This is a genomic window from Novosphingobium sp. ERN07 (assembly GCF_012641335.1).
Taxonomy (GTDB): domain Bacteria; phylum Pseudomonadota; class Alphaproteobacteria; order Sphingomonadales; family Sphingomonadaceae; genus Novosphingobium.
This window is the reverse complement of record NZ_JABAID010000006.1, coordinates 48,167-72,226: the sequence shown is the minus strand read 5'-3', so window position 1 is coordinate 72,226 and position 24,060 is coordinate 48,167. Positions and strand designations below refer to the sequence as shown.

General features: G+C 61.9%; 17 protein-coding genes. 8 read left to right on the top strand and 9 right to left on the bottom strand.

The annotated features are described in order from the left end of the window. Positions 1 to 1,455 (bottom strand): exopolyphosphatase, encoded by a 1,455-nt coding sequence (locus HGI47_RS10275; RefSeq protein WP_168852688.1) that lies wholly within the window; start codon positions 1,453 to 1,455, stop codon positions 1 to 3. Further along, complete coding sequence (locus tag HGI47_RS10270) at positions 1,456 to 3,615, bottom strand: RNA degradosome polyphosphate kinase (protein WP_370521691.1); 2,160 nt, start codon at positions 3,613 to 3,615, stop codon at positions 1,456 to 1,458. Between the two features lie 178 nt (positions 3,616 to 3,793). Between HGI47_RS10270 and HGI47_RS10265 the strand changes: the two genes are divergently transcribed. The 4 genes from HGI47_RS10265 (at position 3,794) to HGI47_RS10250 (ending at position 10,775) form a co-directional block, all read left to right on the top strand. Beyond that, positions 3,794 to 6,094, top strand: coding sequence for a TonB-dependent receptor domain-containing protein (locus HGI47_RS10265; protein ID WP_168852686.1), 2,301 nt, complete (start codon positions 3,794 to 3,796; stop codon positions 6,092 to 6,094). Between the two features lie 2 nt (positions 6,095 to 6,096). Further along, positions 6,097 to 7,464, top strand: coding sequence for an alkaline phosphatase family protein (locus tag HGI47_RS10260; protein ID WP_168852685.1), 1,368 nt, complete (start codon positions 6,097 to 6,099; stop codon positions 7,462 to 7,464). A gap of 164 nt (positions 7,465 to 7,628) precedes the next feature. Further along, a complete protein-coding gene (locus tag HGI47_RS10255; RefSeq protein ID WP_168852684.1) occupies positions 7,629 to 7,811 on the top strand; it encodes a hypothetical protein in 183 nt (60 codons plus the stop codon). A gap of 84 nt (positions 7,812 to 7,895) precedes the next feature. Beyond that, positions 7,896 to 10,775: an FG-GAP-like repeat-containing protein gene (locus HGI47_RS10250; protein ID WP_168852683.1), complete on the top strand. Its 2,880-nt coding sequence runs from the start codon at positions 7,896 to 7,898 to the stop codon at positions 10,773 to 10,775. Between the two features lie 106 nt (positions 10,776 to 10,881). Here the strand turns inward: HGI47_RS10250 and HGI47_RS10245 are convergent, their stop codons facing one another. Continuing rightward, positions 10,882 to 11,481: a hypothetical protein gene (locus HGI47_RS10245; protein ID WP_168852682.1), complete on the bottom strand. Its 600-nt coding sequence runs from the start codon at positions 11,479 to 11,481 to the stop codon at positions 10,882 to 10,884. 3 nt (positions 11,482 to 11,484) lie between these two features. Then, positions 11,485 to 13,089, bottom strand: a complete 1,605-nt coding sequence (locus tag HGI47_RS10240; RefSeq protein WP_168852681.1) for a DNA methyltransferase — start codon at positions 13,087 to 13,089, stop codon at positions 11,485 to 11,487. Between the two features lie 424 nt (positions 13,090 to 13,513). On the opposite strand from HGI47_RS10240, the gene HGI47_RS10235 reads away from it, so the two are divergent. Further along, complete coding sequence (locus HGI47_RS10235; protein WP_168852680.1) at positions 13,514 to 15,394, top strand: ABC-F family ATP-binding cassette domain-containing protein; 1,881 nt, start codon at positions 13,514 to 13,516, stop codon at positions 15,392 to 15,394. Here HGI47_RS10235 and HGI47_RS10230 read toward each other — a convergent pair. From HGI47_RS10230 to HGI47_RS10220, 3 genes are all read right to left on the bottom strand, one after another. Then, positions 15,288 to 16,475 carry a hypothetical protein gene (locus HGI47_RS10230; protein ID WP_168852679.1) on the bottom strand — a complete coding sequence of 396 codons (1,188 nt, stop codon included), beginning with the start codon at positions 16,473 to 16,475 and terminating at the stop codon, positions 15,288 to 15,290. The genes HGI47_RS10235 and HGI47_RS10230 overlap by 107 nt on opposite strands. Positions 16,476 to 16,653: 178 nt before the next feature. Beyond that, the gene (locus tag HGI47_RS10225; protein ID WP_168852678.1) at positions 16,654 to 17,421 is read right to left on the bottom strand and encodes a BglII/BstYI family type II restriction endonuclease; all 768 of its coding nucleotides are present in this window, start codon (positions 17,419 to 17,421) and stop codon (positions 16,654 to 16,656) included. Next, a complete protein-coding gene (locus HGI47_RS10220) occupies positions 17,418 to 18,071 on the bottom strand; it encodes an MT-A70 family methyltransferase (RefSeq protein WP_168852677.1) in 654 nt (217 codons plus the stop codon). Before HGI47_RS10220 ends, HGI47_RS10225 begins: the two co-directional genes overlap by 4 nt. Positions 18,072 to 18,841: 770 nt before the next feature. Between HGI47_RS10220 and HGI47_RS10215 the strand changes: the two genes are divergently transcribed. Further along, a complete protein-coding gene (locus HGI47_RS10215) occupies positions 18,842 to 19,027 on the top strand; it encodes a hypothetical protein (RefSeq protein ID WP_168852676.1) in 186 nt (61 codons plus the stop codon). A 261-nt stretch (positions 19,028 to 19,288) separates the two neighbouring features. Further along, positions 19,289 to 19,453: a hypothetical protein gene (locus HGI47_RS10210; protein WP_168852675.1), complete on the top strand. Its 165-nt coding sequence runs from the start codon at positions 19,289 to 19,291 to the stop codon at positions 19,451 to 19,453. A gap of 147 nt (positions 19,454 to 19,600) precedes the next feature. Here the strand turns inward: HGI47_RS10210 and uvrA are convergent, their stop codons facing one another. After that, positions 19,601 to 22,585 carry an excinuclease ABC subunit UvrA gene (gene uvrA, locus HGI47_RS10205; RefSeq protein ID WP_168852674.1) on the bottom strand — a complete coding sequence of 995 codons (2,985 nt, stop codon included), beginning with the start codon at positions 22,583 to 22,585 and terminating at the stop codon, positions 19,601 to 19,603. Positions 22,586 to 22,914: 329 nt separating this feature from the next. On the opposite strand from uvrA, the gene HGI47_RS10200 reads away from it, so the two are divergent. Beyond that, positions 22,915 to 23,127: a hypothetical protein gene (locus HGI47_RS10200; RefSeq protein WP_168852673.1), complete on the top strand. Its 213-nt coding sequence runs from the start codon at positions 22,915 to 22,917 to the stop codon at positions 23,125 to 23,127. Positions 23,128 to 23,222: 95 nt separating this feature from the next. Here the strand turns inward: HGI47_RS10200 and HGI47_RS10195 are convergent, their stop codons facing one another. Then, positions 23,223 to 23,954: an ABC transporter ATP-binding protein gene (locus HGI47_RS10195; protein ID WP_168852672.1), complete on the bottom strand. Its 732-nt coding sequence runs from the start codon at positions 23,952 to 23,954 to the stop codon at positions 23,223 to 23,225. Positions 23,955 to 24,060: the final 106 nt, after the last annotated feature.

The window sequence follows — 24,060 nt, the reverse complement described above, 5'->3', positions numbered from 1 at the left end:
TCAGACAGCCAGCCCCAGATGCTGCGCCAGCTCCTTCAGATCGCGTGAAGACCCATCACCAATCAGTTGCGGCACGGCGCTCGTCAGCCGCAAATGGCCGCCTTCCACCGTCAGTCGCGTAGACCTGATAACCGCTGCCGATCCTGCACTCATGCGTCGGCACAGCCGCGCGGCCAGTCCCAGCCCTCGCGCCTCGGCCAGCGCGGCAGAAGGGGCCAGCCGCGCCCAAGGCTCCGCCACCGCATCCTTTTGCACCTTGCCCACGCTACCACGTAATGCTGCCGCCAACATCGCGCGCCCGGCATTGTCCACGCCGACCCACCGCTTCGCCAGCCCCCAGTCTGCGGGCAACCCGCGCCGTAGATTAGGCTCCACCCGTCCCGCCGCAAGACACAGTGCCAGCGCCGCGCGGCCCAGCGGGGTGCGCGCCATCGGCACCACGTCCGCCATCCATTCCGCCGCCGCGTCCACCAGCGCCACATCCACCGCCATGCCACCAACAAACGCCATGACGCCCGCCAGCAACGGATCTTCCTTCTGCACCGCGTCGCTAAGCGATCCGAACAGCACCCCTTCGCGCAAGCCCCATGACGAGAAGATCACGCGCCCCGGCTGCAATCGCTGCAACAGCACGGCCAGCAGCGCGGCAGCATCGGGAATGCTGGCCAATCGGCTCGACGATACGCCATCTATCGGCTGCAGTGCCTGCCCGCGCCGCGCCAGTTGCCTTGCCAGCTTCAACGCTTCAGCCGCAGGCAACGCAAAGCCGTGCGTATCCTCCATCGGCCAGCCCAGCCGCACCATCATGCCCCGCGCCAGCGCGCGCATCGATCCGCCGACGAGATAGAGGTCCGTCCCCGGCTCTGCCGCCCAATCAGCCTTGGCCAGCATTCGCCCGATTTCACGCACGAATACGCGGTCCCCTTTGGCGCGCAAGGCAGGCAGCCGCAGCGATCCCAGCGGCAGGCTGACCCCGTGGCTTGTGCCGCCATCGGCCACGTCCACCAGTTCGAGGCTCCCGCCGCCCAGATCACCCACGATCCCCGCCGCGTGGGGAAATGCGCCCAGCACGCCGGTAGCGCTCGTCTCGGCCTCTTCCACACCGCTCAACAGACGCGGCGCAAAGCCGATGGCGCGCACCTTCTCCAGAAATTCCGCACCATTGCTGGCATCGCGCGCTGCTGCCGTCGCCACCACATCAACCTGCGGCACGCCTGCCAGATCGATCAACGCCTTGTATCGCGCCAATGCGGCCAGCACGCCCCCCACGGCCTTTTCCGAAAGCCGCCCCGTCTCGGCCACATGCTTGCCCAGCTTCGCCGTGACCTTCTCGTTCAGCAGCGTCACCGGCGCGCGCGGCGGCCCACCATAGACCACCAGCCGAACCGTGTTCGATCCGATGTCGATGATCGCGCGGGATTGCTCCCAAGCATAGATATTCTGCGGGCTGTTCACTCAGCCACGGTTAGCCGCACCGCGCCGCAACGCAAGCTTGGGAACTTTTCGTCCACGGGAAAGCGCTGCCCCGCGCCCGGAAAGCGACGGGTTGGTCATGAAATAGCCGTGCAGGTTGAACGACGGCTCCCCTTTCTCGAACCGCTCGTAGTCCCCGTCCGGCCCCAGTTCCCAGCTCTGTTCGGTGTCCAGCAGGTTCGCCAGCATCACCTGATCGAGTATCTGGTCATGCACCGTCGGGTTCTTCACCGGCACCAGCACTTCAACGCGACGGCCCATGTTGCGGCTCATCCCGTCAGCCGAAGATATGAACACCCGCGCCCGCTTGTTCGGCATCCGCGCGCCATTTCCGAACGCCCAGATGCGGCTGTGTTCAAGGAACCGTCCGATGATCGATTTCACCTCGATCGTTTCCGAAAGCCCCGGCACGCCCGGCTTCAGGCAGCAGATGCCGCGCACCACCAGCCGGATTTCGACGCCCGCCATGCTGGCAAGGTATAGCCGGTCGATCAGGTCCGGGTCGGTCAACTGGTTCAGCTTGGCCCAGATCGTCGCAGGCCGCCCGGCCTTGGCCAGCGTCACTTCGCGATCAATGCACTCATACAGCCGTTCGCGCAGGTTGATCGGGCTGATCGCCAGCAGTTCGGTGTGCTTCGGTTCGACATATCCGGTCACGAAGTTGAACAACTGCCCCGCATCGCGCCCCATGCGCGGATCGGCGGTGAAGAACGACAGGTCGGTATAGATGCGCGCGGTGATCGGGTGATAATTGCCCGTGCCGAAGTGGCAGTAGGTCCGATACCCGCCCCCTTCGCGCCGCACCACCATGCTGATCTTGGCGTGGGTCTTCCAGTCCACGAAGCCATAGATCACCTGCACGCCCGCGCGTTCCAGTTGCGCGGCCCACATCAGGTTCTGCTCTTCGTCAAAGCGCGCCTTCAGTTCGACCACGGCGGTCACCGACTTGCCCGCCTCCGCCGCCGCGATCAGCGCCGCAATCACCGCCGATTGCTTGCCCGCACGATAAAGCGTCTGCTTGATCGCCACCACGTCCGGGTCTGCCGCCGCCTGCCGCAGGAAATCGATCACCACCTCGAAACTTTCGTAAGGGTGGTGGATCACCAGATCCTTTTCGCGAATGGCCGAAAAGCAATCGCCGTCATGCTCAAGGATGCGTTCCGGGTAGCGCGGGTTATAGGGATCGAACTTCAGATCCTGCCGATCCTCGTCGATCACCGCCGAAAGCCCGCTGATCGCCAGCAAGCCCCGGCTCTTGATCACCAGCGCATGATCCAGCCGCAATTGCTGACGAAGCAGACGCTCGGCATCGGCATCGAAATTTTCCTGCAAGTGCAGCAAGATGACCTTGCCGCGCCGCCGCCGCTGGATGGCGGTGCGATAATAGCGTACCAGATCCTCGGCATCTTCCTCGATTTCGATATCGCTGTCGCGCAGCACGCGGAACGTGCCATTGCCCAGAATCTTGAACCCCGGAAACAGCAGCGTTGCATGGCGCCGGACCAGTTCCTCAATCCCCACCCAAGATGCCTTGCTACCCGGAAGCCGGACAAAGCGCGGCAGCGCAGGCGGGATCAGGATCATCTCCGTCACCCCCGCGCTATCGGCCACGCGCTGTAACTGGAACAGGATGCCCGTGCCCTGGTTGGCGATAAACGGGAACGGATGCGCCGGATCAATCGCCTGCGGCGTCAGCACCGGCACGACATGTTCTTCGAAATAGTCGCGCAGCCACTCGGCTTCACCCTTGTTCAGGGCGTCGTTGTCGATGATGCGGATTCCGGCTTCGGCCAGATGGTCCTTCAGCCCGAACAACACGTCCTGCTGCGCGTCGATCAGTTCCTTCACCGCCTCCAGCAAAGCGCCAAGCTGCTGCTGCGGCGTCTGCCCATCGATGGAAAGCTCATCGATCTGCCGCCGAACCTGCCCCGCGATCCCGGCCACGCGCACCATCATGAACTCGTCAAGATTGTTGCCGCTGATCGACAGGAACCGCAACCGCTCCAGCAACGGATAGTCCGCATTCACCGCCTCGGCCAGAACGCGCCGATTGAACGCAAGCCAGCTCAGTTCCCGATTGAAGAAGCGTTCCTGCACCGGAGGCAGATCATCGATACTCAAAGCCAAGTCCCCTGCCGACATTCTGCCAGCCATTGCGCACCATGCGTTACAGTCGCGTGACAGCGACACTGCGGAACATTGCTGTCAATCATTCGTCACACAGATGTCCCTGATCTGTCCCTGAAATTGCACGATGCTGCAACAGCGAAGGCCTAGCAGCCGCCTCACCACACCAATGTGGAACATGAGGGATCAAACCATGCGTATCGTCGCCGTGCTGCTGGCCAGCACTTCGCTCGTTGCCGCCCCGGCAATCGCCGCCGCCCAGTCCGCCCCTGCTGCCGAGGAAGCCGCTGCCGCCGCAGATGCCGCCAGCGCTGAAATCGTCGTCCTCGGCGCAGGCCAGACCCGCCAAGTGCAGGAACTGTCGACTGCCGAACTCACCATTCTCGCCTCGGGCACCAGCCCGCTGAAGGCCATCGAAAAGCTGCCTTCGGTCAATTTCCAGTCGGCCGATGCTTTCGGCAACTATGAATGGTCCACCCGCGTCACCATTCGCGGCTTCAGCCAGAACCAGCTCGGCTTCAACCTCGATGGTATTCCGCTGGGCGATATGTCCTATGGCAACGCCAACGGTCTGCACATCAGCCGCGCGATCAGCCCTGAAAACATTGGCGTCACCCGCGTTTCCCAAGGCTCCGGCTCCATCGCCGCGCAGTCGACCAACAACCTTGGCGGGACGCTCGAATTCTTCTCGCTCGATCCGAAGGACGCGCTGGGCGTCACCGCCAGTGGCACCTACGGTTCTGAAAATACGTACCGCGGTTTTGCCCGCATCGGCGTGGGTGCGGCTGATGGCGCACGCGCCTATGCCTCGGTCCAGTATCAGGATGGCGACAAGTGGAAGGGTGATGGCAAACAACGCACTTTCATGGTCAACGCGCGCGGCGTGATGCCGCTGGGCGAAGGCGTCGATCTCGATGGCTCGCTCAGCTATTCGGACCGCGCAGAGCAGGACTATCAGGATCTCAGCCTGGAGATGATCGGTCGTCTCGGCTATGACTGGGACAACTTCGGTCCTTCGCGCTATTCCGAAGCCGTGCTGGTTGCCGATATCGCCGCCAACACCGGCTACAGCGGCGTCACGCCCACCAACCTGGCTGCGGGCACCACCTACCCCTCGCCCATCGTCATTGCCGACGATGCCTATTATGACGCATCCGGCCTGCGCAAGGACACGCTCGCCTCGCTCGGCCTGACCATCGCTACCGGCGATACCGGCAAGTTCGCGATCAAGGGCTACTACCACGAAAACGATGGTCAGGGCACTTGGGGCACCCCCTACCTCGCCAGTCCTTCGGGTGTGCCGATGTCGATCCGCACCACCGAATACGACATCAAGCGCAAGGGCGCCTTCGCTTCGTGGACCGGCGAATTCGGCATGAACACGCTGCTGATCGGCGGCTGGTACGAAAAGAACGACTTCATCCAGTCGCGTCGTTTCTACGGCTATGAAAGCCGCACCAATCCGGGCCGCGATCACCGCGATTTCCAGCGCAACCCCTTCGCCACCCAGTGGTCCATCGCGTTCGAAACCGATACGCTGCAATATTACGTTTCTGACGATATCGATCTCGGCGCGCTCAAGGTGAACATCGGCTGGAAGGGCTATTCAGTCGATACCAACGCCTTCGCGCTGGTAAACACCAACAGCCGCGCCACGGGCGATCTGAAGGTGGAAGACTGGTTCCAGCCGCATGTAGGCCTGAACTACAAGTTCGATGGCGGCCTCGAAGCTTTTGCAGGCTTTACGCAGGTAACGCGCGCCTATCAGGCGTCCACCACCAGCGGCCCGTTCTCGGCCACGCAGGCCGGCTTCGATGCCATCAAGGACACGATCAAGCCCGAACGCTCTGACACTTACGAAGCCGGCCTGCGCTATAACACCGGCATCGTGAACGCCTCGCTCGCGGGTTATTATGTGAACTTCCGCGATCGCCTGCTGGTCATCCCCACATCGCTTGGCATCGTCGGCGCAACCAACGCGTTGCAGAACGTCGGTTCGGTCCGCGCGCTCGGCATCGAAGCGGCAGTGGACGTAAAGCTCCCCGGCGGCTTTGGCGCATTCGCGTCCTACAGCTACAACGACACCACTTATCGCGATGATGTTGTGATCACCAGCACCACCCCGGTCACGGTCCAGCCGACCAAGGGCAAAACCGTGGTCGATACGCCAAAGCACCTGTTGCGTGGCGAACTGTCGTATGACAGCGATACGGTCTTTGGTCGTGTGGGCGTGAACTACCTGTCAAAGCGCTACTTCACCTACCTGAACGATCAGTCAGTGCCGGGCCGCGCGCTGGTGGATGCCACCATCGGCTACCGCCTCGACATCGGCCAGCGCCAGCCGGTCGAACTGCAGTTCAACGCGGTGAACCTGTTCGACAAGCGCTATGTCGCCACGATCGGGTCCAACGGCTTCGGCTTCAGCGGCGATAACCAGACCCTGCTGGCCGGTGCGCCGATGCAGGTCTTTGCCACCGTCAAGGTCGGCTTCTGAACATGCCCGGCCTTTCCTTCGCAAAGGCCCTCGTCGCGGGCGTCGCGCTGCTATGCAGTGCGGCGCCTGTCGCCGTTCGGGCCGAAGAAAGCCGCGCGCCGGTCCTGCTCATCTCGATAGATGGCCTTCGCCCCGGCGATGTCCTCGAAGCTGATAAGCGCGGCCTCAAAATCCCCAACCTCCGCCGCTTCCTTGCCGAAGGCAGCTACGCCACCAGCGTCACCGGCAATCTGCCCACCGTTACCTACCCTAGCCACACCACGCTGATCACCGGCGTGGCACCCGCCCGCCACGGCATCGTCGGCAACACCACGTTCGATCCCACACAGATCAACTACGGCGGCTGGTTCTGGTTTGCGGATGATATCACCGCCCCTACCCTGTGGGACGCGGCAAAGGCGGCGGGCCACACCACTGGCAACATTCATTGGCCGGTCAGCGTCGGCGTCTCCTCGCTCACGTGGAACATGCCGCAGATCTGGCGTTCGGGCCACGCGGATGATCGCAAGATGCTGAAAGCGCTCGCCACGCCTGGCCTCTACGCAGCGCTCGAACACGATTGCGGTCCCTATGCCGATGGCATCGATGAAGGCGTGGAAGCCGACGAAAACCGAGCAAAATTCGCCGTTCGCCTGATCGAAACGAAGAAGCCCGGCTTCCTCACCGTCTATCTCGCCGCGCTCGATCATGAAGAGCACCTGTTCGGCCCCGGCAGCGCGCAGGCCAATGCCGTGCTTGAACGTCTCGACGCTGCTGTGGGCAAGATGGCTGCTGCCGAACTGGCCGCACATCCCGATGCCACGGTCGCGCTCGTCAGCGATCACGGCTTTGTCGCCACCGAGACCGAAATCAACCTGTTCCGCCCGTTCATCGATGCCGGGCTGATAAAGCTCAACGCCGATGGCAAAGTCGCATCATGGGACGCCATGCCTTGGCCGTCGGGCGGCTCGATTGCCATCGTCCTTGCCCGGCCCGATGATGCGGCGCTTGGCGGGATGGTAGGCAGTCTGCTCGAAAAGCTCGCGGCAGACCCGCAAGCGCGGATCGCGAAAATCGCCACCCGCGCCGAAATCGCACAGATGGGCGGCAATCCGCAGGCCAGCTTCTATGTCGATCTGAAGCCCGGCGCGCTTGCCGGCAGTTTCGACGCGCAAGCACCGCTGGCCAAACCCTCGCGCTACAAGGGAATGCATGGCTATTTCCCAACCCTGCCGGAAATGCGCTCCACTTTCCTCATAATGGGCAAGGGCGTGGCCCAAGCCCGCAACCTTGGCGAGATCGATATGCGCGCCATCGCCCCCACACTGGCGGCCCGCATGGGCGCCCCCCTGCCCAAGGCTGAGGCCGCGCCCCTTAAGATCACCGACTGACCTCTTTCCAGACACAGCTTCTCCAGCGTTCCCAGCATGTTAGAGAAGCTGTGTTTCGATCCACCACATTGCCGAAATTTGACGAAACAAGAATATCTTGGCGCGACTCACGCCTCCCGGCGCAAGGGTTCGCGCGTCGCAATTCCGCACAAAAACGGTACCCCATGAAACGCGGCCTTTTTCGCACTATCGACACATTCCTGGGCGAATGCGCCCGCGTCCACGAAGACGCCGGAGACGCCTTCCCCTACCTCCGCCCGGAACTCTACCGCCTGCTGGGCTTCCAACCCGCCTATGAAGATCTCCCGCTGGTGACGCCGCATGGGCAGGAGCAGCACCACCACTAATTCGTCGCCAAATCGTAGACACCCGACCCGCACCTGCTATTACACAGGCAGCAGTATTGAGTGCGCGGACAGGGATTTACGACATTGGCCATTGTTACCGGAACTGGTTCAGCAGAAATCCTAAATGCCACGTCTGGTATTGATACAATCACCGGCGCTGGGGGTGGTGATCGTATTTCAGGCACCACCGCCAATCTGAATGGCGATACCATCACGGACTTCGGTCCTGACGATCTGATCGTCATCACGGATGCGCCTGCGGTCAGCAGCTTTGTCGAATTTAGTGGCGGTTCGCTCACGTACGGCAGCACGACCATCGCCTTGCCCGGTCTTGGCCCCGGTGTCTTCGCCGCCACCCCGTTCATTACCGGCGGTATCGGCCTTGCCTACTATGCGCCTCGCAGCATCACCACCGCAGGCACCGCCACCAACAATGCGCTCACCTATGGCGGCATCAGTCTGGACGCGCCCGGCATCACGCTGACGAACACCGCCTCGGGCCGCATTTTCTATCGCGGCGTGGCGATGAATCAGGGCGGTTCCACCTTCATCAACGAGGCTGGCGGTCAAGTCGCCCTGATCACCGGCTCCTCCGGCGATGACATCGTGGTCAATCGCGGCACAATTTCCGGCAATGTCACACTCGCTGGCGGGAACGACAGCTTCACTGCATCAGGTAGCGGGGCGTCGTTGAACCTCATTGATCTCGGCGCAGGAGCGGATGTCCTTCGCATCGAAGGTGCTTATACGTCCTTCAGAGCTGTTGGGGGTGAGGAATACGACTCACTCCAAATCGCCACAGGCCCGGCTGTTTTCGACGCAGCCAATCTCGCAGGCTTTGAGCAGGCGACAATTTACGTTGCTGATAGAACCACCAGTAACATTCAAAACTTGTCCGGATTGCAATCTGTCACGATTGTCTCAGCGACAGAGAATGCGCTGGCAAACTTTATCACTTCCATTAACCCGCTCGTCGATCTGGCACTGGATGGTGACTATATTGCAGTGAGCGCATCGACATTTAGGTCAATTTCCGGAACCGGCAAGTCAGAATACGTTATACTTAGCCAAGCAAGTAGTATCACAGGCAATGTCAATCTTGGTCTCGGCGATGACTTTTTAAAATTCAGCGCAAGTGATTTCCGCCCACTGGCGACGGTCGGCGGACTTGTTGATGGCGGAGCTGGGATCGATACGCTACGCTTGGACACATTCAACGAGGGTTCGCCGCGCTCGGTCGATCTTGGCCGATTTAGCGGTTTTGAAAAGCTCTTCATAAATCTAGACTACGTCATCCAGTCGAACTGGACGATCGACAACGCCGGGTCTGATTTTACCGACATCCGCGTGGGCCAGGGAACGGGCCTGACCATCAACGCCAGTACGCTCACGTCCACCAACGTCGATGCGGTATTCGGCGCCCGCCTTGTCGTCAGCACAGATAGCACCATCGCCAGCATCTACAGCGTCAACGCGCGGCTATTCGGTGTCGATCTCGATACGCCAGAGGGCGATTTCAGCGCCTCATCGCAGATCCTGATCAACGGGCAGGTCACCGGCGACATAGAGATGGGTCCGGGCGACGATACCGTCGATGCCCGTGGCGGAACCCTGGGCGGCACCATCTACGGCAATGGCGGAGACGATATTCTGCAGGCCGGCAAGGGGCCAAACCATCTCGTCGGCGGCTTCGGCAACGATTATCTCAGCGGCGGTGCGGGCAAAGACACGCTCGAAGGCGGTCCCGGCATCGATACCGCGTTCTTCAATCTCGCCCGTGCTGACGCCACGATCACCCGCAACGCCAATGGGTCCATTACCGTCACCTCCGGCAAGGAGGGCATCGATACGCTCACCGGCATCGAGCAACTGCTCTTCGGCGAAGCGCTTTACATCACGTCCCGTTTCGTCGATCCCGGCGACGCGATCCTTGCCGATTTCGCCCCGAATGCAGGAGGCTGGACATCGCAAGACCGCTTCCCGCGCCTTCTTGCCGATGTGAACGGGGATCGCCGCCCGGATATCGTCGGGTTCGGGCAGGAAGGCACGCTTGTCGCCATTCGCCAGTCGGACGATACCTACCTGCCAACCTACACGGGCATCGCCAATTTCGGCGTCAATCAGGGCTGGGCGTCGGACAACAACTTCCATCGCGAAATGGCAGACGTTAACGGCGATGGCCGCGATGACGTCATCGGCTTCGGCACTTTCGGCGTGCAGGTTGCCCTCAGCACGATCCTGCAAAAGCCCGGCAACACGCCCGGCACGACTGTCGCCTACTACGGCTTTGCCGCCCCCATCACCGGCTCGTCAAACTTCAACCCCGCCAATGGCTGGACCTCGCAAAATGGCTTTGCCCGCACCGCGGGCGATGTGAACGGCGATGGTTTTGCCGATATCGTCGGCTTCGGGCAGGCGGGCACGCTGGTTGCTCTCGGCGATGGCAAGGGCAATTTCGGCACGGCTACTCTCGCCCTCGCCAATTTCGGCATCGCGCAGGGCTGGACATCCGACAACACCTTCCACCGCGAACTGGCAGACGTGGACGGCGATGGCCGCGATGACGTCATCGGCTTTGGCGCCCACGGCACATATGTCGCCCTCGGCCAGGCCAACGGCACATTCGCCGCCCCCGTCCTCGCGCTGGAAAACTTCGGCACCGGCCAGGGCTGGTCGACACAGGATGCCTTCCCGCGCGACATGGGCGACGTCGATGGCGATGGCCGCGACGATATCGTCGGCTTCGGCATAGCAGGCACCTTCGTCGCCTATGGCAAGGCTGACGGCACCTTCACCGCTGCCAATTTCGATCTCGCCAACTTCGGTCAAAATCAGGGCTGGACCAGCGACACCCTCTACCACCGCGAACTGGCAGACCTGAACATCGACGGTCAGGCCGACATCGTCGGCTTCGGCGCAAATGGCGTGTATGCGACAATGGGGCTGGATGGAGTGCTGATCTGATCAGGCCCTTCTTCCGACTACCAGAAGCCCCGCTCCCTCGCGCCAGATGTCGTTGGGGCGGGGGCCTCGGTGTTGTTAAGGAACGGCCTCGCCCTTCACCGGTCGCTCATCCATCGAAAGCCAGTGTCAGTTGCTCAGTTCCGCTACCCGTGATGAACGCCTCGATCTTGCGTGATCGCAGCAAATGCAGCCGCGCGCCTGAATAGGGGAATGCGCCGGGCCGGTAGTGCCAATCGAGATCGTCGGATTCATATAGCGACCCGCAATAGTCGCGCGGATCGCCAGACCATTCCCACGCGCGCGGGTCATAATCCGCCCGTTCGGTCATTTCCACGAACGCCGTGTAGAAATCCCGCACCAGTTCAGCAGGTGACCACTCCTGTACGCAATGTTCTTCCCAATCGAGGCGGTTTACGATCAGATGGTCGCCTTCGCTGCCCAGTGAATGGTGCGGAACGCAAGTCAGGATATTGGTTGAGCCTTCATCCCCGATGACCCAGCTTGCCGCGCGGGGGCGGTCGATGATGGCTTCAAGCCAACGGATGAAATCGGGAAACGGATCGCGCACTTCCGAACAGCTGATTTTGCCTCCGCCGCGCGTCAGGCCCCGAATATGCAGATAGATCCAGCCATGAACGGGCACCGAAAAGCTGACACGGCATTCCGGTGAAGGACACAAAGCAGGATCGGTTGCCGTCTCACCCATGCTTCACAACAGATTCCCCTGCCGCGAAGTGTCCTCGCGCTTGGCGCTTTTCATCACGCTGGCGTCCACCCACGGAATATCGAGCCGCTTGCCCTTGAACAGTTCCGCCAGCGTCAGGATTTGCAACCGGGGATGTGACCGCCCGGTATATTCGTTCTGCCACAGCCCCACGGCGGCGGCTTCCTTTTCCATCGGCTTGGTCGGAAGCCCTGCGCAGATGAACACGCCGAATGGGGCCTTTTCGCGCTCCATCGCCGAATGCAGATCGCGGATCATCTTCACGTCCACGTTCTTTCCGCCCTTCACCGAAACAATCGCCTTTTCGGTGCGCTTGCCATCGGGCTTGAAATAGATCAGCCCGTCGATCCCGCCGTCCGCGCCCTTCTTCTTGCCGCCATAGGGCAGCGCATCGACAAGGCTCACCGCCCACCACTGGAACTGGTACTTGTCCCGCTCCGCCAGATCGAGCGCCGCGCCCAAATCCTGCGGGCGCCCTTCCACGGTGAAGTCTGCGCCCGGAAAGGCATCCTTCATCCGCTTTTCGATCAGGCTGATGGCCAGATGCGTTACATCGATGCCCAGCCACTGCCGCCCCAGCTTTTGCGCCGCATGAACCGCCGTCCCGCACCCGCAGAACGGATCGAGCACCACATCGCCCTCGTTGGACGAGGCCGCGATGATGCGTTCGAGCAGGGCGAGGGGTTTTTGGGTGGGATAACCGAGGCGTTCTTGGGCTTGGGAATTCAAAGGCGCGATGTCGTCCCAGAGAGTATTCACTGGCGTTCCCGCCATTTCATCCAAAAATCGCCTTAGCTGAATTCTTCCCTCGGGGCTCTTGGGAAACTCAAGCCTACCCTCACGGTCAAATTGCTCCATTCGCTCTCGCGAGACTGCCCACCCGTTGGGGTGTGGTTTAAATCCTTTGTATTCATAGTGCAGATTGGGCCGCACGCCAGGATTCCGTAGATTGTCCAGCCGATAGATTCTGCCATCAGCTGTTTTGTAGCGATACTTTGAAGCTAGATAACTTTCACTGTACGCCGTATAAAGTTTATTATAAATGTGATCGTTCGACTTGCAGTAATAAAAAATGGTATCCGTCACGTCAGGATATGAGATCGTTGTATTCCCTCGTGAAGTAGTCCGCTTCCAAACTATTTCATTTGTAAACGCCTTCGCCCCAAACACCCCATCCAGCAACAGCTTCAGGTAATGGCTCGCGGTCGGATCGCAGTGCAGATAGAGCGAGCCTGTCGGCTTCAGCACGCGGTGCAGTTCCAGCAGGCGCACCGCCATCATCGCCAGATAGGCCATCATGTCGTTGTCGCCCAGAAAGCCGCGCATCGCCCGCAGCAGTTCGAACGCCGCCGTATTGCCGCTGCGCATCACTTCGTCGAACGCCGCCTCGGCGCTGGCATTCCAGTGCCACGTATCCTCGAACGCCTCGATCTGCGCGTCCGAATTGTGGCCTTCGGGCGATTTGAACAGGATGTTGTAGTTGGCGTTCGAATTAAACGGCGGATCAAGATAGATCAGATCGACGCTCTCATCCTTCACATGTTCGCGCAGCACGTGAAGATTGTCGCCGTAATAAAGCGTGTTGGTCATATCCGCCGTTCTGCCCCTTCGGATTACCCCCGGCAAGGGGGCCACATCACATTCCCCCAAATCGCGCACCCCACTCTCCCCCCTTCCAAAACCCCGCTCCCCCGCGAAGGCGGGGCCTCGGTGTTGTTACGGAACGTCTGCTTAAACCTCCTGAGGTCCCCGCCTGCGCGGGGACGCACAAACCTGTTTCACCCCCCGTTTTCGTCATTCCCGCGCAAGCGGGAATCCAGCGCGCAACCTTGGAAACTGGATTCCCGCCTGCGCGGGAATGACGAAATGTGTGGGAGCGACATTTGTGAGGGCGGCAGGGGCACCTTGCGAACCTTGATGGGTTTCAACTCCGCTTGCCTACACGGGGCGAGTATGACAGGGACTCGCGCGCCCGATCCATCCCGATTTCCTGCACCGGACGCCTGCCTTTTCCATGCTTACCATCAACGGCATCACCGTGCGCCTCGGCGGACGCGACATCATTTCCCGCGCCTCGGCTGCCATCCCCCCGCGCGCCCGCGTCGGCCTTGTCGGTCGCAACGGCGCGGGCAAATCCACGCTGGTCAAAGCCATCATCGGCGAGATCGAGCCGGACGAAGGCGCCATCGAAATGCCCCGCCGCACCCGCCTCGGCTACCTCGCGCAGGAAGCCCCGGCAGGCAACGCCACCCCGTTCGAAACCGTCCTCGCCGCCGACGTCGAACGCACGCAATTGCTCGCAGAGGCCGAGACTTGCACCGACCCAAACCGGCTGGGCGATGTTCATGACCGCCTGCTCGCCATCGATGCCTACAGCGCCGACGCCCGTGCCGCGCGCATCCTCATCGGCCTCGGCTTTGACGAGGAGATGCAAGGCCAGCCGCTCGACAGCTTCTCCGGCGGCTGGCGGATGCGCGTCGCGCTCGCCGCGCTGCTGTTCTCCGCGCCCGATGTGCTGCTGCTCGACGAGCCTTCGAACCACCTCGATCTTGAAGCGACGCTGTGGCTGGAGAACTTCCTCAAGGCCTATCCCGGCACGCTGCTGCTGATCAGTCACGAGCGTGATCTGCTCAACAACGTGGCCGACCACATCGTCCACCTCCACGCGGGCAAGCTCACGCTCTATCCTGGCGGGTACGACAGCTTTGAACGCCAGCGCAACGAACGCCTGGCCCAACAAGCCGCCGCCCGCGCCGCGCAAGAAGCGCAGGCGGACCGGCTCAAGGACTACATCGCGCGCAATTCCGCCCGCGCCTCCACCGCCAAGCAGGCGCAATCGCGCGCCAAGATGCTCGCCAAGATGCAACCGATCGCGGCGGTGGTCGAAGATCCCTCGCTCAGCTTCGACTTCCCTGACCCCGAGGAACTGCGTCCGCCGCTGATCACGCTCGACCTCGCCAGCGTTGGCTACACCCCCGGCAAGCCGGTGCTGCAGCGGCTGAACCTGCGCATCGATCCCGATGACCGCATCGCCCTGCTCGGCCGCAACGGCAACGGCAAGACCACGCTCGCCCGCCTGCTCGCCGCGCAGCTTGCGCCGATGGACGGGGCGATGACGGCGACGGGGAAGATGCAGGTCGGTTACTTCACCCAGTATCAGGTCGAGGAAATTGCCGATGGCGGCACCCCGCTGGAACTGATGACGCGCGCGATGGAGGGCAAGAGCCCCGCCGCCGTCCGCGCGCAACTGGGCCGCTTCGGCTTTTCCGGCAACCGCGCGACGAGCGCCGTCGGCACGCTGTCGGGCGGTGAGCGCGCCCGCCTCGCCCTCGCCCTCGTCACCCGCGACGCACCGCACATGCTGGTGCTCGACGAGCCGACCAACCACCTTGATATCGACGCGCGCGAGGCGCTGGTGCACGCGCTCAATGCCTACAAGGGCGCGGTGATCCTGATCAGCCACGACCGGCACATGGCCGAACTGGTGGCCGACCGTCTGGTCCTCGTCGATAGCGGCACGGCCAAGCCGTTTGACGGCAGCATCGAGGACTACATCGACTTCATCCTCGGCCGCAACCAGCCCAAGGCGGAAGGCGGGTCCGAACCGCAGGCCAAGGGTGGCGGCGCTCAAGACCGCAAGGCCCGTGCGGCGGCGCGCGAGACGTACAAGGCGCTGCAGAAGGCGCAGGAGCAGGCTGAAAAGCGAGTGGCCAAGCTGCAGGCGGAAATCGCCCGGATCGACCGCGCGATGTTCGAACCCGCCAATGCCGCGCCCGATCTGGCCAAGCTCAGCATGGGTGACCTGTCACAGCGGCGGGCCAAGCTGTCCACGGATCTTGAGGAGGCGGAAGCGGCGTGGCTTGAAGCAGGTGAGGCGCTGGAAGGGGCCAATTGAGGCTTGATGCCAGCAGCGCCGGTGCGGCGGTTCCGCATTTCAGATCGCTGAGGGGTTTACGGGGTTTACACGGTGCAGAGGGGGTTTCTCCGGCCTCCGGTTGCGATGGTGCGACGGTGAAGCGGGACCCCGGGTCGAGCCCGGGGTGACGGGGATTTTGCGAGACAGGCTCGGCAGCCACCTCCTGCTCTACCTCCCCCGGGAACAGCGCTTCGAGCCTTGCGCAGCGGGCGTCGGTTTCGCCGTCCCATTCCCGTTCTGCGCGGGTGCGGGCTTCGGCTATCATGCCGTCGCGGACTTCGCCCCAGAGATCCCAGGTGGCGTCGTCGTCATCCTCGGCGGGTTCGGGGCAGGTTTCGTGGAAGGTCCGCAAGGCTTCTGCCTCGCTCTCTTCGATGAAGCGTTCGCGTTCGGGATCGGGGAGGCAGGCGGCCTCAGCGGGCGCCTCGCCCTCACCCAGCGCGAGGAGCATGTCGTCGAACTCCTCGGCAAGGCGGTGGATGGCGGGGCTGGCCTTGGCGGCGCGGGCATCGAGCCGCGCGAGGTGGGCGAGCAGCAACCGCGCATCGAAGCGCTGGCGCTGGCCCACCGCCTCGCCGCGATACCAGATCGTCTCGGTCGTCCCCATGATCGCGCGCTCGGCCAGCACCTGCTCCGCCGCCGCCCGCGCATGGAGCAGCGCGGCCTCCCACCCTGCAGCAAAAGCCGGATCGCGGCGACGGCGCACATAGGCCGTCTGCTGCGAAACCCCCGCCGCCAACGCCGCCGCGCGAACATTGCCGGAACGGCTGAGGTGTTCGAGGAACCGCGCGATGAGGAGGGGGGTGAAGCTGTGGCCACCCGACGGCGCAGCCGAAAGGGTGTCTTTGGACTCCCCTCCCGCCTGCGGGAGGGGGACTCCAGCGCTGTCCTTCGTGCGTTCCGCCCGCGCCCACCCAGCCCAATCCACCTGCCCGCCCGCATCGCGCGGGGGCAGATCATCATTGGGAAGCCCGATATCCCGGCTGGCGGGAATCCACCCCCTGCCAAACGATGAGGGTTCGAAGGCGGTGGCTTTGGCGGTATCGGCATGATGCGGCATCGGGCGCTCCCGTTGGAACAAAACGGGATCGTGTACCGCAGGACGGGGGATGTAGGAAAATGGTTTTTGGGTGGTTCACCCAAAAGCACTGAGACAAAGGAAGGTGCGCAAGGGACACCATCATTGTCACACTTTTGGAATCAATTGCGTTCAATCAATCGGATCGAAGCCGCCGAAACTAATCCACCACGCACTGAGGCGTAATGCCAATTGCCAGAACGGGGCATCCGCCATTTCGACCTGCGTCTAAGCGGTAGAGTAGTTTTCCCATCCAAGTGGTTGACGCTCCAAACTTTTTGAAGACTTCCGCCTCTCCCTCGGACCCATCTTTCTTCAGTACCTTCCCCAGCCCTTTCAGAAATGTAGTGTCGAGTGATGATCCACGGGTTAGCACGACACCGACGTCAATCGCACCAGCTTCGTAAAATGCTGAAAATGCATAGAGATCGCGATCGTAAGTCTGGTCCTTACTATTCCACTCTAAATCAAGTGCTACTCGCCCGTTCAAGAAATCGATGCGATGGCCGTCGAGAAAGCCTTCTCGAACATATTGATCGAGAATAATATCTCTTTTCTTCGCATGCATCAGCTTGACGTGAAGGTCTGCCGCGATTCGCGCCTCCTTCCAGCCGTCCCCTTCGCCAAAAAGCGTGTCTACGTATTTGGCAATCGGACCCTTGCTGCCGCCCGGTGTGCGTATCATCTTCTTGGAGATTTGGAACTTCGTCAAGCCATCAAGCAGACTGGCGAATTGTTCAGGAAAACTGGTAGCAAGCACAGACGCGGCATTACGATAACTATAGAGTTCAAATTTTCTTGCGATTTCTGCTGGGAAGCTGGCTTCGACCAAACTCCGATGATCCGCGGCTTTGCCGCTGGAAACATCATGCCCATCGTCGACAATCGCGTCATCGTCGTTATCGAGAAACTCATCATCGCCGCTCATTCAGCGGGAACTCCAATTGTGCTATTGTATGAGTAGGTGTCCCAGCTTGGGCGATAGTCATCATCTGCCTGATTGCCCCAAACTGTCCAGCCTGTGCGCTTTCCTCGACTGAACATTTCAAGTCGGGGCCCCCAGCTACAATCCTCGATTATCTTATATTGTTCGTCTGGCTTTCGGCTATGCTCGCGCTTCCGCGACTGAATCATATTAACTTGACTACGGCCGGGGTCTAACGTTCGGGCGTTCTTCCCACGCACTCCGAATAGCAATAGTTCGGTGACGTTACGGAAGTAGAAACCAACGCCACGCCCGTCTGAACCACCGTCTTTGCGCACTTTGTGCCAGACGATGTTGGAGATGTAACGGAAGCCCCATGCTTCCATAACTTTTAGTCCATCCGGTAACAAGGCGTTGGGAACCCACAGATAAAGGTGGGCGGGATCAGCTGCAATTTGCTCGACCGGTAGATCGCAGATTTCGTCCAGCGTCATGGTGCCGTAGCGGTTCAGTCGCTTATGCTCTGGAGCGACCTTCCCGGTACGGTTCTGGAACTGCCACGGAGGGTCAGCCAAAATTGTCCCGAAGGATTTTCCACGAGCGGTTGCGAGAAGATTCGCCCCAGCTTCCGAGACTTCCGATGATTGGAACATAACAGGATCTTTTCGCAATCTGGAACTCCCGTCAAGCACGATGTGAAAAAAGTGCCGCCAACATCGCACCCCTAACGAGAAATCTCCAGCGGGCTACGCATTAGGCAATTTTGCAGCGGAAAACTTCTTCTGAGATTCCTACAGCTATGGTGACGCCTCACTATTCCGATGACACGTGCATAAATCCCTTAATGCGAATTGCAGCCCCCCAAGTTCTGCCGGCAGCCCGCCCTTCGGCAGGCCACCGGCAAGGATCGCGGCTGAAAGGCACCCGTCCGCGACCCTGGACTGTTACGTAACGCCCCTAGGGACGGGGCTTGCCGGGTGGCAAGGGCAAGGCCTTCGGGAATGGTGGTATTTCCCCGTGTAAAATCGCGTTTACATTCCTGAATGCCCGCTGTGCGGATGGTTCATCCGGTGGTTCAGGCCGGAGCGATAGGGGGGCTTTAGGGCCATTTTGGAACCATTCAGGGGGGGATTGTGAAGTCTGCGCTTAGAGCACTTTCCGACCAATCTGGATCATCGTGATTGCGAAAGGAAGCTCGCTGGCAAGGCGCAGCGTGCAGCAGGGGCTGGTTGCCCCTGCAAGCGATGCAACGCTGTCCAGCGAGCTTCCTTTCGCAACCGCAAAGCGGCGGGCCGCATTTGCTCCAGCGCAGCGTTGCTCGTCAGTCACAATGCCTCTGCATTGCTCCTTCCTCGCGCCTCGCGCTGAAGCAAATTCGGCTCCGTCACGGTGACCCAGATTGGTCGGAAAGTGCTCTGATATCGTGGCGTTTTCGCAAGGATGTGAAATTTCGGGGATTCTGAACCTGCTGGACGTGGCGCGCGAGGCGCTGGACCGCAATGGCTTTGCGCTGGCGGCAGCGCATCTGGATATGGCGACGATTGCGGTGGTCGAACGCGGGGCGGCGGACGCTGGCGCAGAGTTTCGGGATATGCCGGTTTGCCAGTGAGGGGGGTGGCGACTGGTATCGGCGGCTTTCTCAAGCTCGTCATTCCCGCGAAGGCGGAATCCCGATTCTGCGGTTGCGCGCTGGATTCCCGCCTTCGCGGGAATGACGAAAGTTGGGGTGATGACGGGGGGTGCCGCACGATCAGAGGCGTCTCAAGGGCGGGCCGGAAAAAATCGACGGGTGTGGAATAAAGCCGCGGGGGCATCGTTTTGGAATTGTGCAGTCGGTTGGACGGGGCACATTCTGAAGGGAACAGCGATGATGACGATGAAGACACTGCGCCGCGCGGCGCTTGGGCTGGCGGCTGCGGGTGTGGCTTTTTCGGCGGTGCCGGCGGCGGCGGGCGAAGGCCACTGGTCCATCGGCAAGGGCGTGCAGTGCCGCGTGATCCTGGGCATCGTCATCTGCACCAAGGCGCGTCCCTGAGCGCGGGATAGCCCCTCAGTCAGCGCTTTGCGGCTGCTACCTCCCCATTTGTGCCTGCGCAAAAATGGGGAGGATTTAGGTGGCCTTGCGTATGGCGCCACACCACCCCCAACCCCCTCCTCTGAAGATGAGGGGGCTTTTTTTGGGTTAGCGCTTGAGCAAAGGCGCGAGGTAGTGGCCGGTGAAGCTGCGGGGGTTCTTGGCGACCTGTTCGGGGGTGCCTTCGGCCACGATTTCGCCGCCGCGCACGCCGCCTTCGGGGCCGAGGTCTATGATCCAGTCGGCGGTCTTGATCACATCGAGGTTGTGCTCGATCACGACGACGGAGTTACCCTGTTCGACCAGACGGTGGAGGACTTCGAGCAACTTGCGCACGTCTTCGAAGTGCAGGCCGGTGGTGGGTTCATCGAGGATGTAGAGCGTTTGGCCGGTGGAGCGGCGGGCGAGTTCCTTGGCGAGCTTTACGCGCTGCGCTTCGCCGCCCGATAGCGTGGTGGCCTGCTGGCCGACCTTGACGTAGCCCAGCCCCACTTCGTTGAGCATATGCATCCGGTCACGGATCGGGGGGACGGCCTTGAAGAATTCTTCGGCGTCCTCGATCGTCATGTCGAGCACATCCGCGATGGAGTGGCCTTTGAACTTCACTTCCAGCGTTTCGCGGTTGTAGCGTTTGCCTTCACACTCCTCACACGTGACGTAAACGTCTGGCAGGAAGTGCATTTCGATCTTGATCAGGCCATCGCCCTGACACTTTTCGCAGCGGCCACCCTTCACGTTGAAGCTGAAGCGGCCAGCCTTGTACCCGCGCGCGGCGGATTCGGGGAGGCCGGCGAACCAATCGCGGATCAGGGTGAAAGCGCCAGTATAAGTCGCGGGGTTGGAGCGCGGGGTGCGGCCGATGGGCGACTGGTCGATCTCGATCACCTTGTCGCAGTGTTCGAGGCCGGTGACGCGATCATGCGCGCCCGCGATGACCCGCGCGCCGTTGAGCGTGCGGGCGGCGACGGCGTGGAGCGTGTCGATCGTGAAGCTGGACTTGCCCGAGCCTGAGACGCCGGTGACGCAAGTAAACGTGCCGAGCGGCACCTTGGCGCTGACGTTCTGCAGGTTGTTGGCGCGCGCGCCCTCCACGCCGATGAACAACCCGTTGCCCTTGCGGCGCTTCTTCGGAACCTCGATCCGGCGGGTGCCGGTGAGGTATTGGCCGGTGAGGCTGTTCGGGTTGTCGAGAATATCCTGCAGCTTGCCTTGCGCGACGATTTCGCCGCCATGCACGCCCGCGCCGGGACCGAGATCGACCACGTGATCGGCGGTGCGGATGGCGTCCTCGTCATGTTCGACCACGATCACGGTGTTGCCGAGATCGCGCAGACGCTTGAGCGTTTCCAAAAGGCGGTCATTGTCGCGCTGGTGGAGGCCGATGGAGGGTTCATCGAGCACGTAGAGCACGCCCGAAAGGCCGGAGCCGATCTGGCTGGCGAGGCGGATGCGCTGGCTTTCGCCGCCGGACAGGGTGCCGGAGGTGCGATCAAGGTTCAGGTAATCGAGGCCGACGTTGTTAAGGAAGCCGAGGCGCTCGTTGATTTCCTTGAGGATGGCCTTGGCGATCTGGCTTTGCTGGCTGGTCAGCTTGGCATCGAGATTGGCGTACCAATCGACCGCTGCGGCGACGGAGAGGCGGGTGATGCTGGAAATGTCGGCGCCGGCAACCTTGACGCTGAGCGCTTCGGGTTTGAGGCGCTTGCCCTCGCACGTTTCGCAGGGTTGCGCGGTCTGGAACTTGGAGAGTTCCTCGCGCATCCAGGCGCTTTCGGTTTGCAGCATGCGGCGGTTGAGATTGCCGATGACGCCTTCGAAGGCTTTCTGGACGGTGTAGCTCTTCTTGCCGTCGATGAAGGTAAGCGGCACGGCCTTGCCGCCGGTGCCATAGAGGATGACGAGCTTTACCTCGCCGGGGAGTTCATCCCACGCGGTGTCGAGGCTGAAGCCGAAATGGGCGGCGAGGCTGGCGAGAACCTGCATGTAATAGGGCGACGGCGGGTTGCTCTTGGCCCAAGGGACGACCGCGCCCTGTTTGAGGCTGAGGTTTTCGTTGGGGACGACGAGCTGCGGATCGAACAGCAGCTTTTCACCAAGGCCATCGCACGCGGGGCACGCGCCCTGGGGGGCGTTGAAGGAGAACAGGCGGGGTTCGATGCTCTCGATAGTGAAGCCGCTGACGGGGCAGGCGAACTTTTCGCTGAAGACGATGCGGTTGGGGGGGAGTTGCGCGCCTTTCAGGTTGCCCTTGCGCGTGCCTCCACCACCCCCAACCCCCTCCTCTGAAGAGGAGGGGGCTTTGCGGCGGGGCTTCTTCTCCCCCTCCTCTTCAGAGGAGGGGGCCGGGGGGTGGTGGAGTTCGGCCACCGTCGTGTCCGCCAAATCGATATAGGCCAGCCCATCGGCCAGCTTCAGCGCCTGTTCGAAGCTGTCTGCCAGCCGCGTCTGGATGCCGTCTCGCACGGCGATGCGGTCTACCACCACTTCGATGTCGTGCTTGAGCTTCTTGTCGAGCGCGGGGGCGTCTTCGATGGCTAGCATCTCGCCATTGATGCGGACGCGGGTGTAGCCCGCCTTCTGCCATTCGGCGAGTTCCTTGCGGTATTCCCCCTTGCGGCCGCGCACGACGGGGGCGAGGAGATAGGCGCGGGTGCCTTCGGGCAGGGCCATCACGCGGTCTACCATCTGGCTGACGGTCTGCGCGCTGATCGGGAGGCCGGTGGCGGGGCTATAGGGCGTGCCGACGCGCGCCCAGAGCAGGCGCATGTAATCGTAGACCTCGGTCACCGTGGCGACGGTGGAGCGCGGGTTGCGACTGGTGGTCTTCTGTTCGATGCTGATCGCAGGGCTGAGGCCGTCGATGTGCTCGACATCTGGCTTCTGCATCATTTCGAGGAACTGGCGCGCGTAAGCGCTGAGGCTCTCTACATAGCGGCGCTGCCCTTCGGCATAGATCGTATCGAAGGCGAGGCTGGATTTGCCGGAACCGGACAGGCCGGTGATGACGATCAGGCTATCGCGCGGGAGATCGATATCGATCCCTTTGAGATTGTGTTCACGGGCGCCACGGACGGAAATAGTGCTGAGAGACATGCGCGGCGGTGTTCCAGATTTGTTCGATTTGTGCAAGGCCCCGCCCCGCGTTTGCGCATGTGGGGAGTGCGAGTGTGCGGCGCAATACGGGCTTTGGGGTTTTGCGTCCCCGCGCAAGCGGGGACATCAGGCGGTTTGCCCTGGTGTTGCGTGATACGCCTGAGGCCCCCTCCTTCGCTGGGGCGCCTTAATCAGAGGCGTTGTGCGGTTTTTCTCACCCCGGTTGTGCCGCAGCGCACAATTTTGGCACAACAAAGGTGGGTTTCTGTCGGAACCATACAATTTACCTTGTCGAAATGTTGCTATATCGGCGGTGTCACCCAAGGAGTTTGGACACCGGTTCGATGGTTGCCGATTTGCCCGATCAAGCTGTTCCTTCGCCGCAGAGTCTGTTCTGCCGCAACAGTGGCGTGCGGGCAGTGCGACCGGTGGTTTCGGCCAATGTGCGCGAACGGTTTGCGCGGTATTTCGCGGCAGACTTTGCAGCGGCGATAACCGAGCATCGGCATGATGAGGACCATGCGCCGGTGGTGGTGGCCTGAGGGACTGCTTCCGTAGCGGTTGACACAAGCATCGCCTAACAACACTGAGCCCCCCGCCTTCGCGGGGGCGCCAGATTTGCATCCGCGAGTAATCCCTAAAGCGCCAGTGCGCGGTGGCCGGGTTCGCCCAGCCAGCGGGATTTCAGGTTCCAGACCTTAGCGATGACAGCTTCTGAAAGCGCGTCTTCCGGCTTGCCCTGTGCGGCGACTTTGCCCTGATCCAGCACGATGACGTGATCGGCGTGGTTCATCGCCAGCGCCAGATCGTGAACAACGAGGACCACGCCCCTTCCCGCTCGCGCAAGAGTGCGGAAGCTGTGCGCAAGGTTGCGCTGATGGGCGAGGTCGAGCGCGGCCAGCGGTTCGTCGGCCAGAATCCATTGCGGCTGGGTGGCGAGCACGCGGGCGAGCAGGGTGCGGGCGCGCTCGCCGCCAGAAAGAGTGGAAAGCGGACGATCTGCCAAGGGTTCGAGATCGAGCGCGGCAAGCACTTCGGCCACGATGCGCGCGTTCTCAACCGATCCGGTGCGATGCGGGAGGCGGCCCAACCCCACGAGCGTGCGGACGGAAAGGTTCCATGCCACCTCTCCCGCTTGCGGCAAGTAACCGATGCGGCGGGCACGATTTTCTGGCGGGAGTTCTGCCAATAGTTGGCCAGTGAGCGTGACGGTGCCGCTGGCGGGAATAGCCAGACCCGCCAGCGTGGCGAGCAGCGTGGACTTGCCCGCGCCGTTGGGACCGCAGATCGCGGTAACGCGGCCAGGGTGGAGTTGCGCGGTGACATCGTGCAAACGTTGCGGGATGGTGATGCCGTGGGCTTCAAGCATGGCGCAAGCTTAGCTGCTCCCCCGCGCCTGACATTACTTGGGGGGCGGGGGCCTCGGTAGGTTTACGCAGACGTTCCGCAACAGGCCTGAGGCCCCCGCCTGCGCT

What these genes read in the sequence shown, in the direction of transcription:
- HGI47_RS10220 (WP_168852677.1), bottom strand. Translation starts at nt 18,071, where the DNA reads ATGTTCCAATCATCGGAAGTCTCGGAAGCTGGGGCGAATCTTCTCGCA.
- uvrA (WP_168852674.1), bottom strand. Translation starts at nt 22,585, where the DNA reads ATGTCTCTCAGCACTATTTCCGTCCGTGGCGCCCGTGAACACAATCTC.
- HGI47_RS10255 (WP_168852684.1), top strand. Translation starts at nt 7,629, where the DNA reads ATGAAACGCGGCCTTTTTCGCACTATCGACACATTCCTGGGCGAATGC.
- HGI47_RS10210 (WP_168852675.1), top strand. Translation starts at nt 19,289, where the DNA reads ATGACGATGAAGACACTGCGCCGCGCGGCGCTTGGGCTGGCGGCTGCG.
- HGI47_RS10230 (WP_168852679.1), bottom strand. Translation starts at nt 16,475, where the DNA reads ATGCCGCATCATGCCGATACCGCCAAAGCCACCGCCTTCGAACCCTCA.
- HGI47_RS10270 (WP_370521691.1), bottom strand. Translation starts at nt 3,615, where the DNA reads ATGTCGGCAGGGGACTTGGCTTTGAGTATCGATGATCTGCCTCCGGTG.
- HGI47_RS10265 (WP_168852686.1), top strand. Translation starts at nt 3,794, where the DNA reads ATGCGTATCGTCGCCGTGCTGCTGGCCAGCACTTCGCTCGTTGCCGCC.
- HGI47_RS10245 (WP_168852682.1), bottom strand. Translation starts at nt 11,481, where the DNA reads ATGGGTGAGACGGCAACCGATCCTGCTTTGTGTCCTTCACCGGAATGC.
- HGI47_RS10225 (WP_168852678.1), bottom strand. Translation starts at nt 17,421, where the DNA reads ATGAGCGGCGATGATGAGTTTCTCGATAACGACGATGACGCGATTGTC.
- HGI47_RS10195 (WP_168852672.1), bottom strand. Translation starts at nt 23,954, where the DNA reads ATGCTTGAAGCCCACGGCATCACCATCCCGCAACGTTTGCACGATGTC.
- HGI47_RS10240 (WP_168852681.1), bottom strand. Translation starts at nt 13,089, where the DNA reads ATGACCAACACGCTTTATTACGGCGACAATCTTCACGTGCTGCGCGAA.
- HGI47_RS10260 (WP_168852685.1), top strand. Translation starts at nt 6,097, where the DNA reads ATGCCCGGCCTTTCCTTCGCAAAGGCCCTCGTCGCGGGCGTCGCGCTG.
- HGI47_RS10235 (WP_168852680.1), top strand. Translation starts at nt 13,514, where the DNA reads ATGCTTACCATCAACGGCATCACCGTGCGCCTCGGCGGACGCGACATC.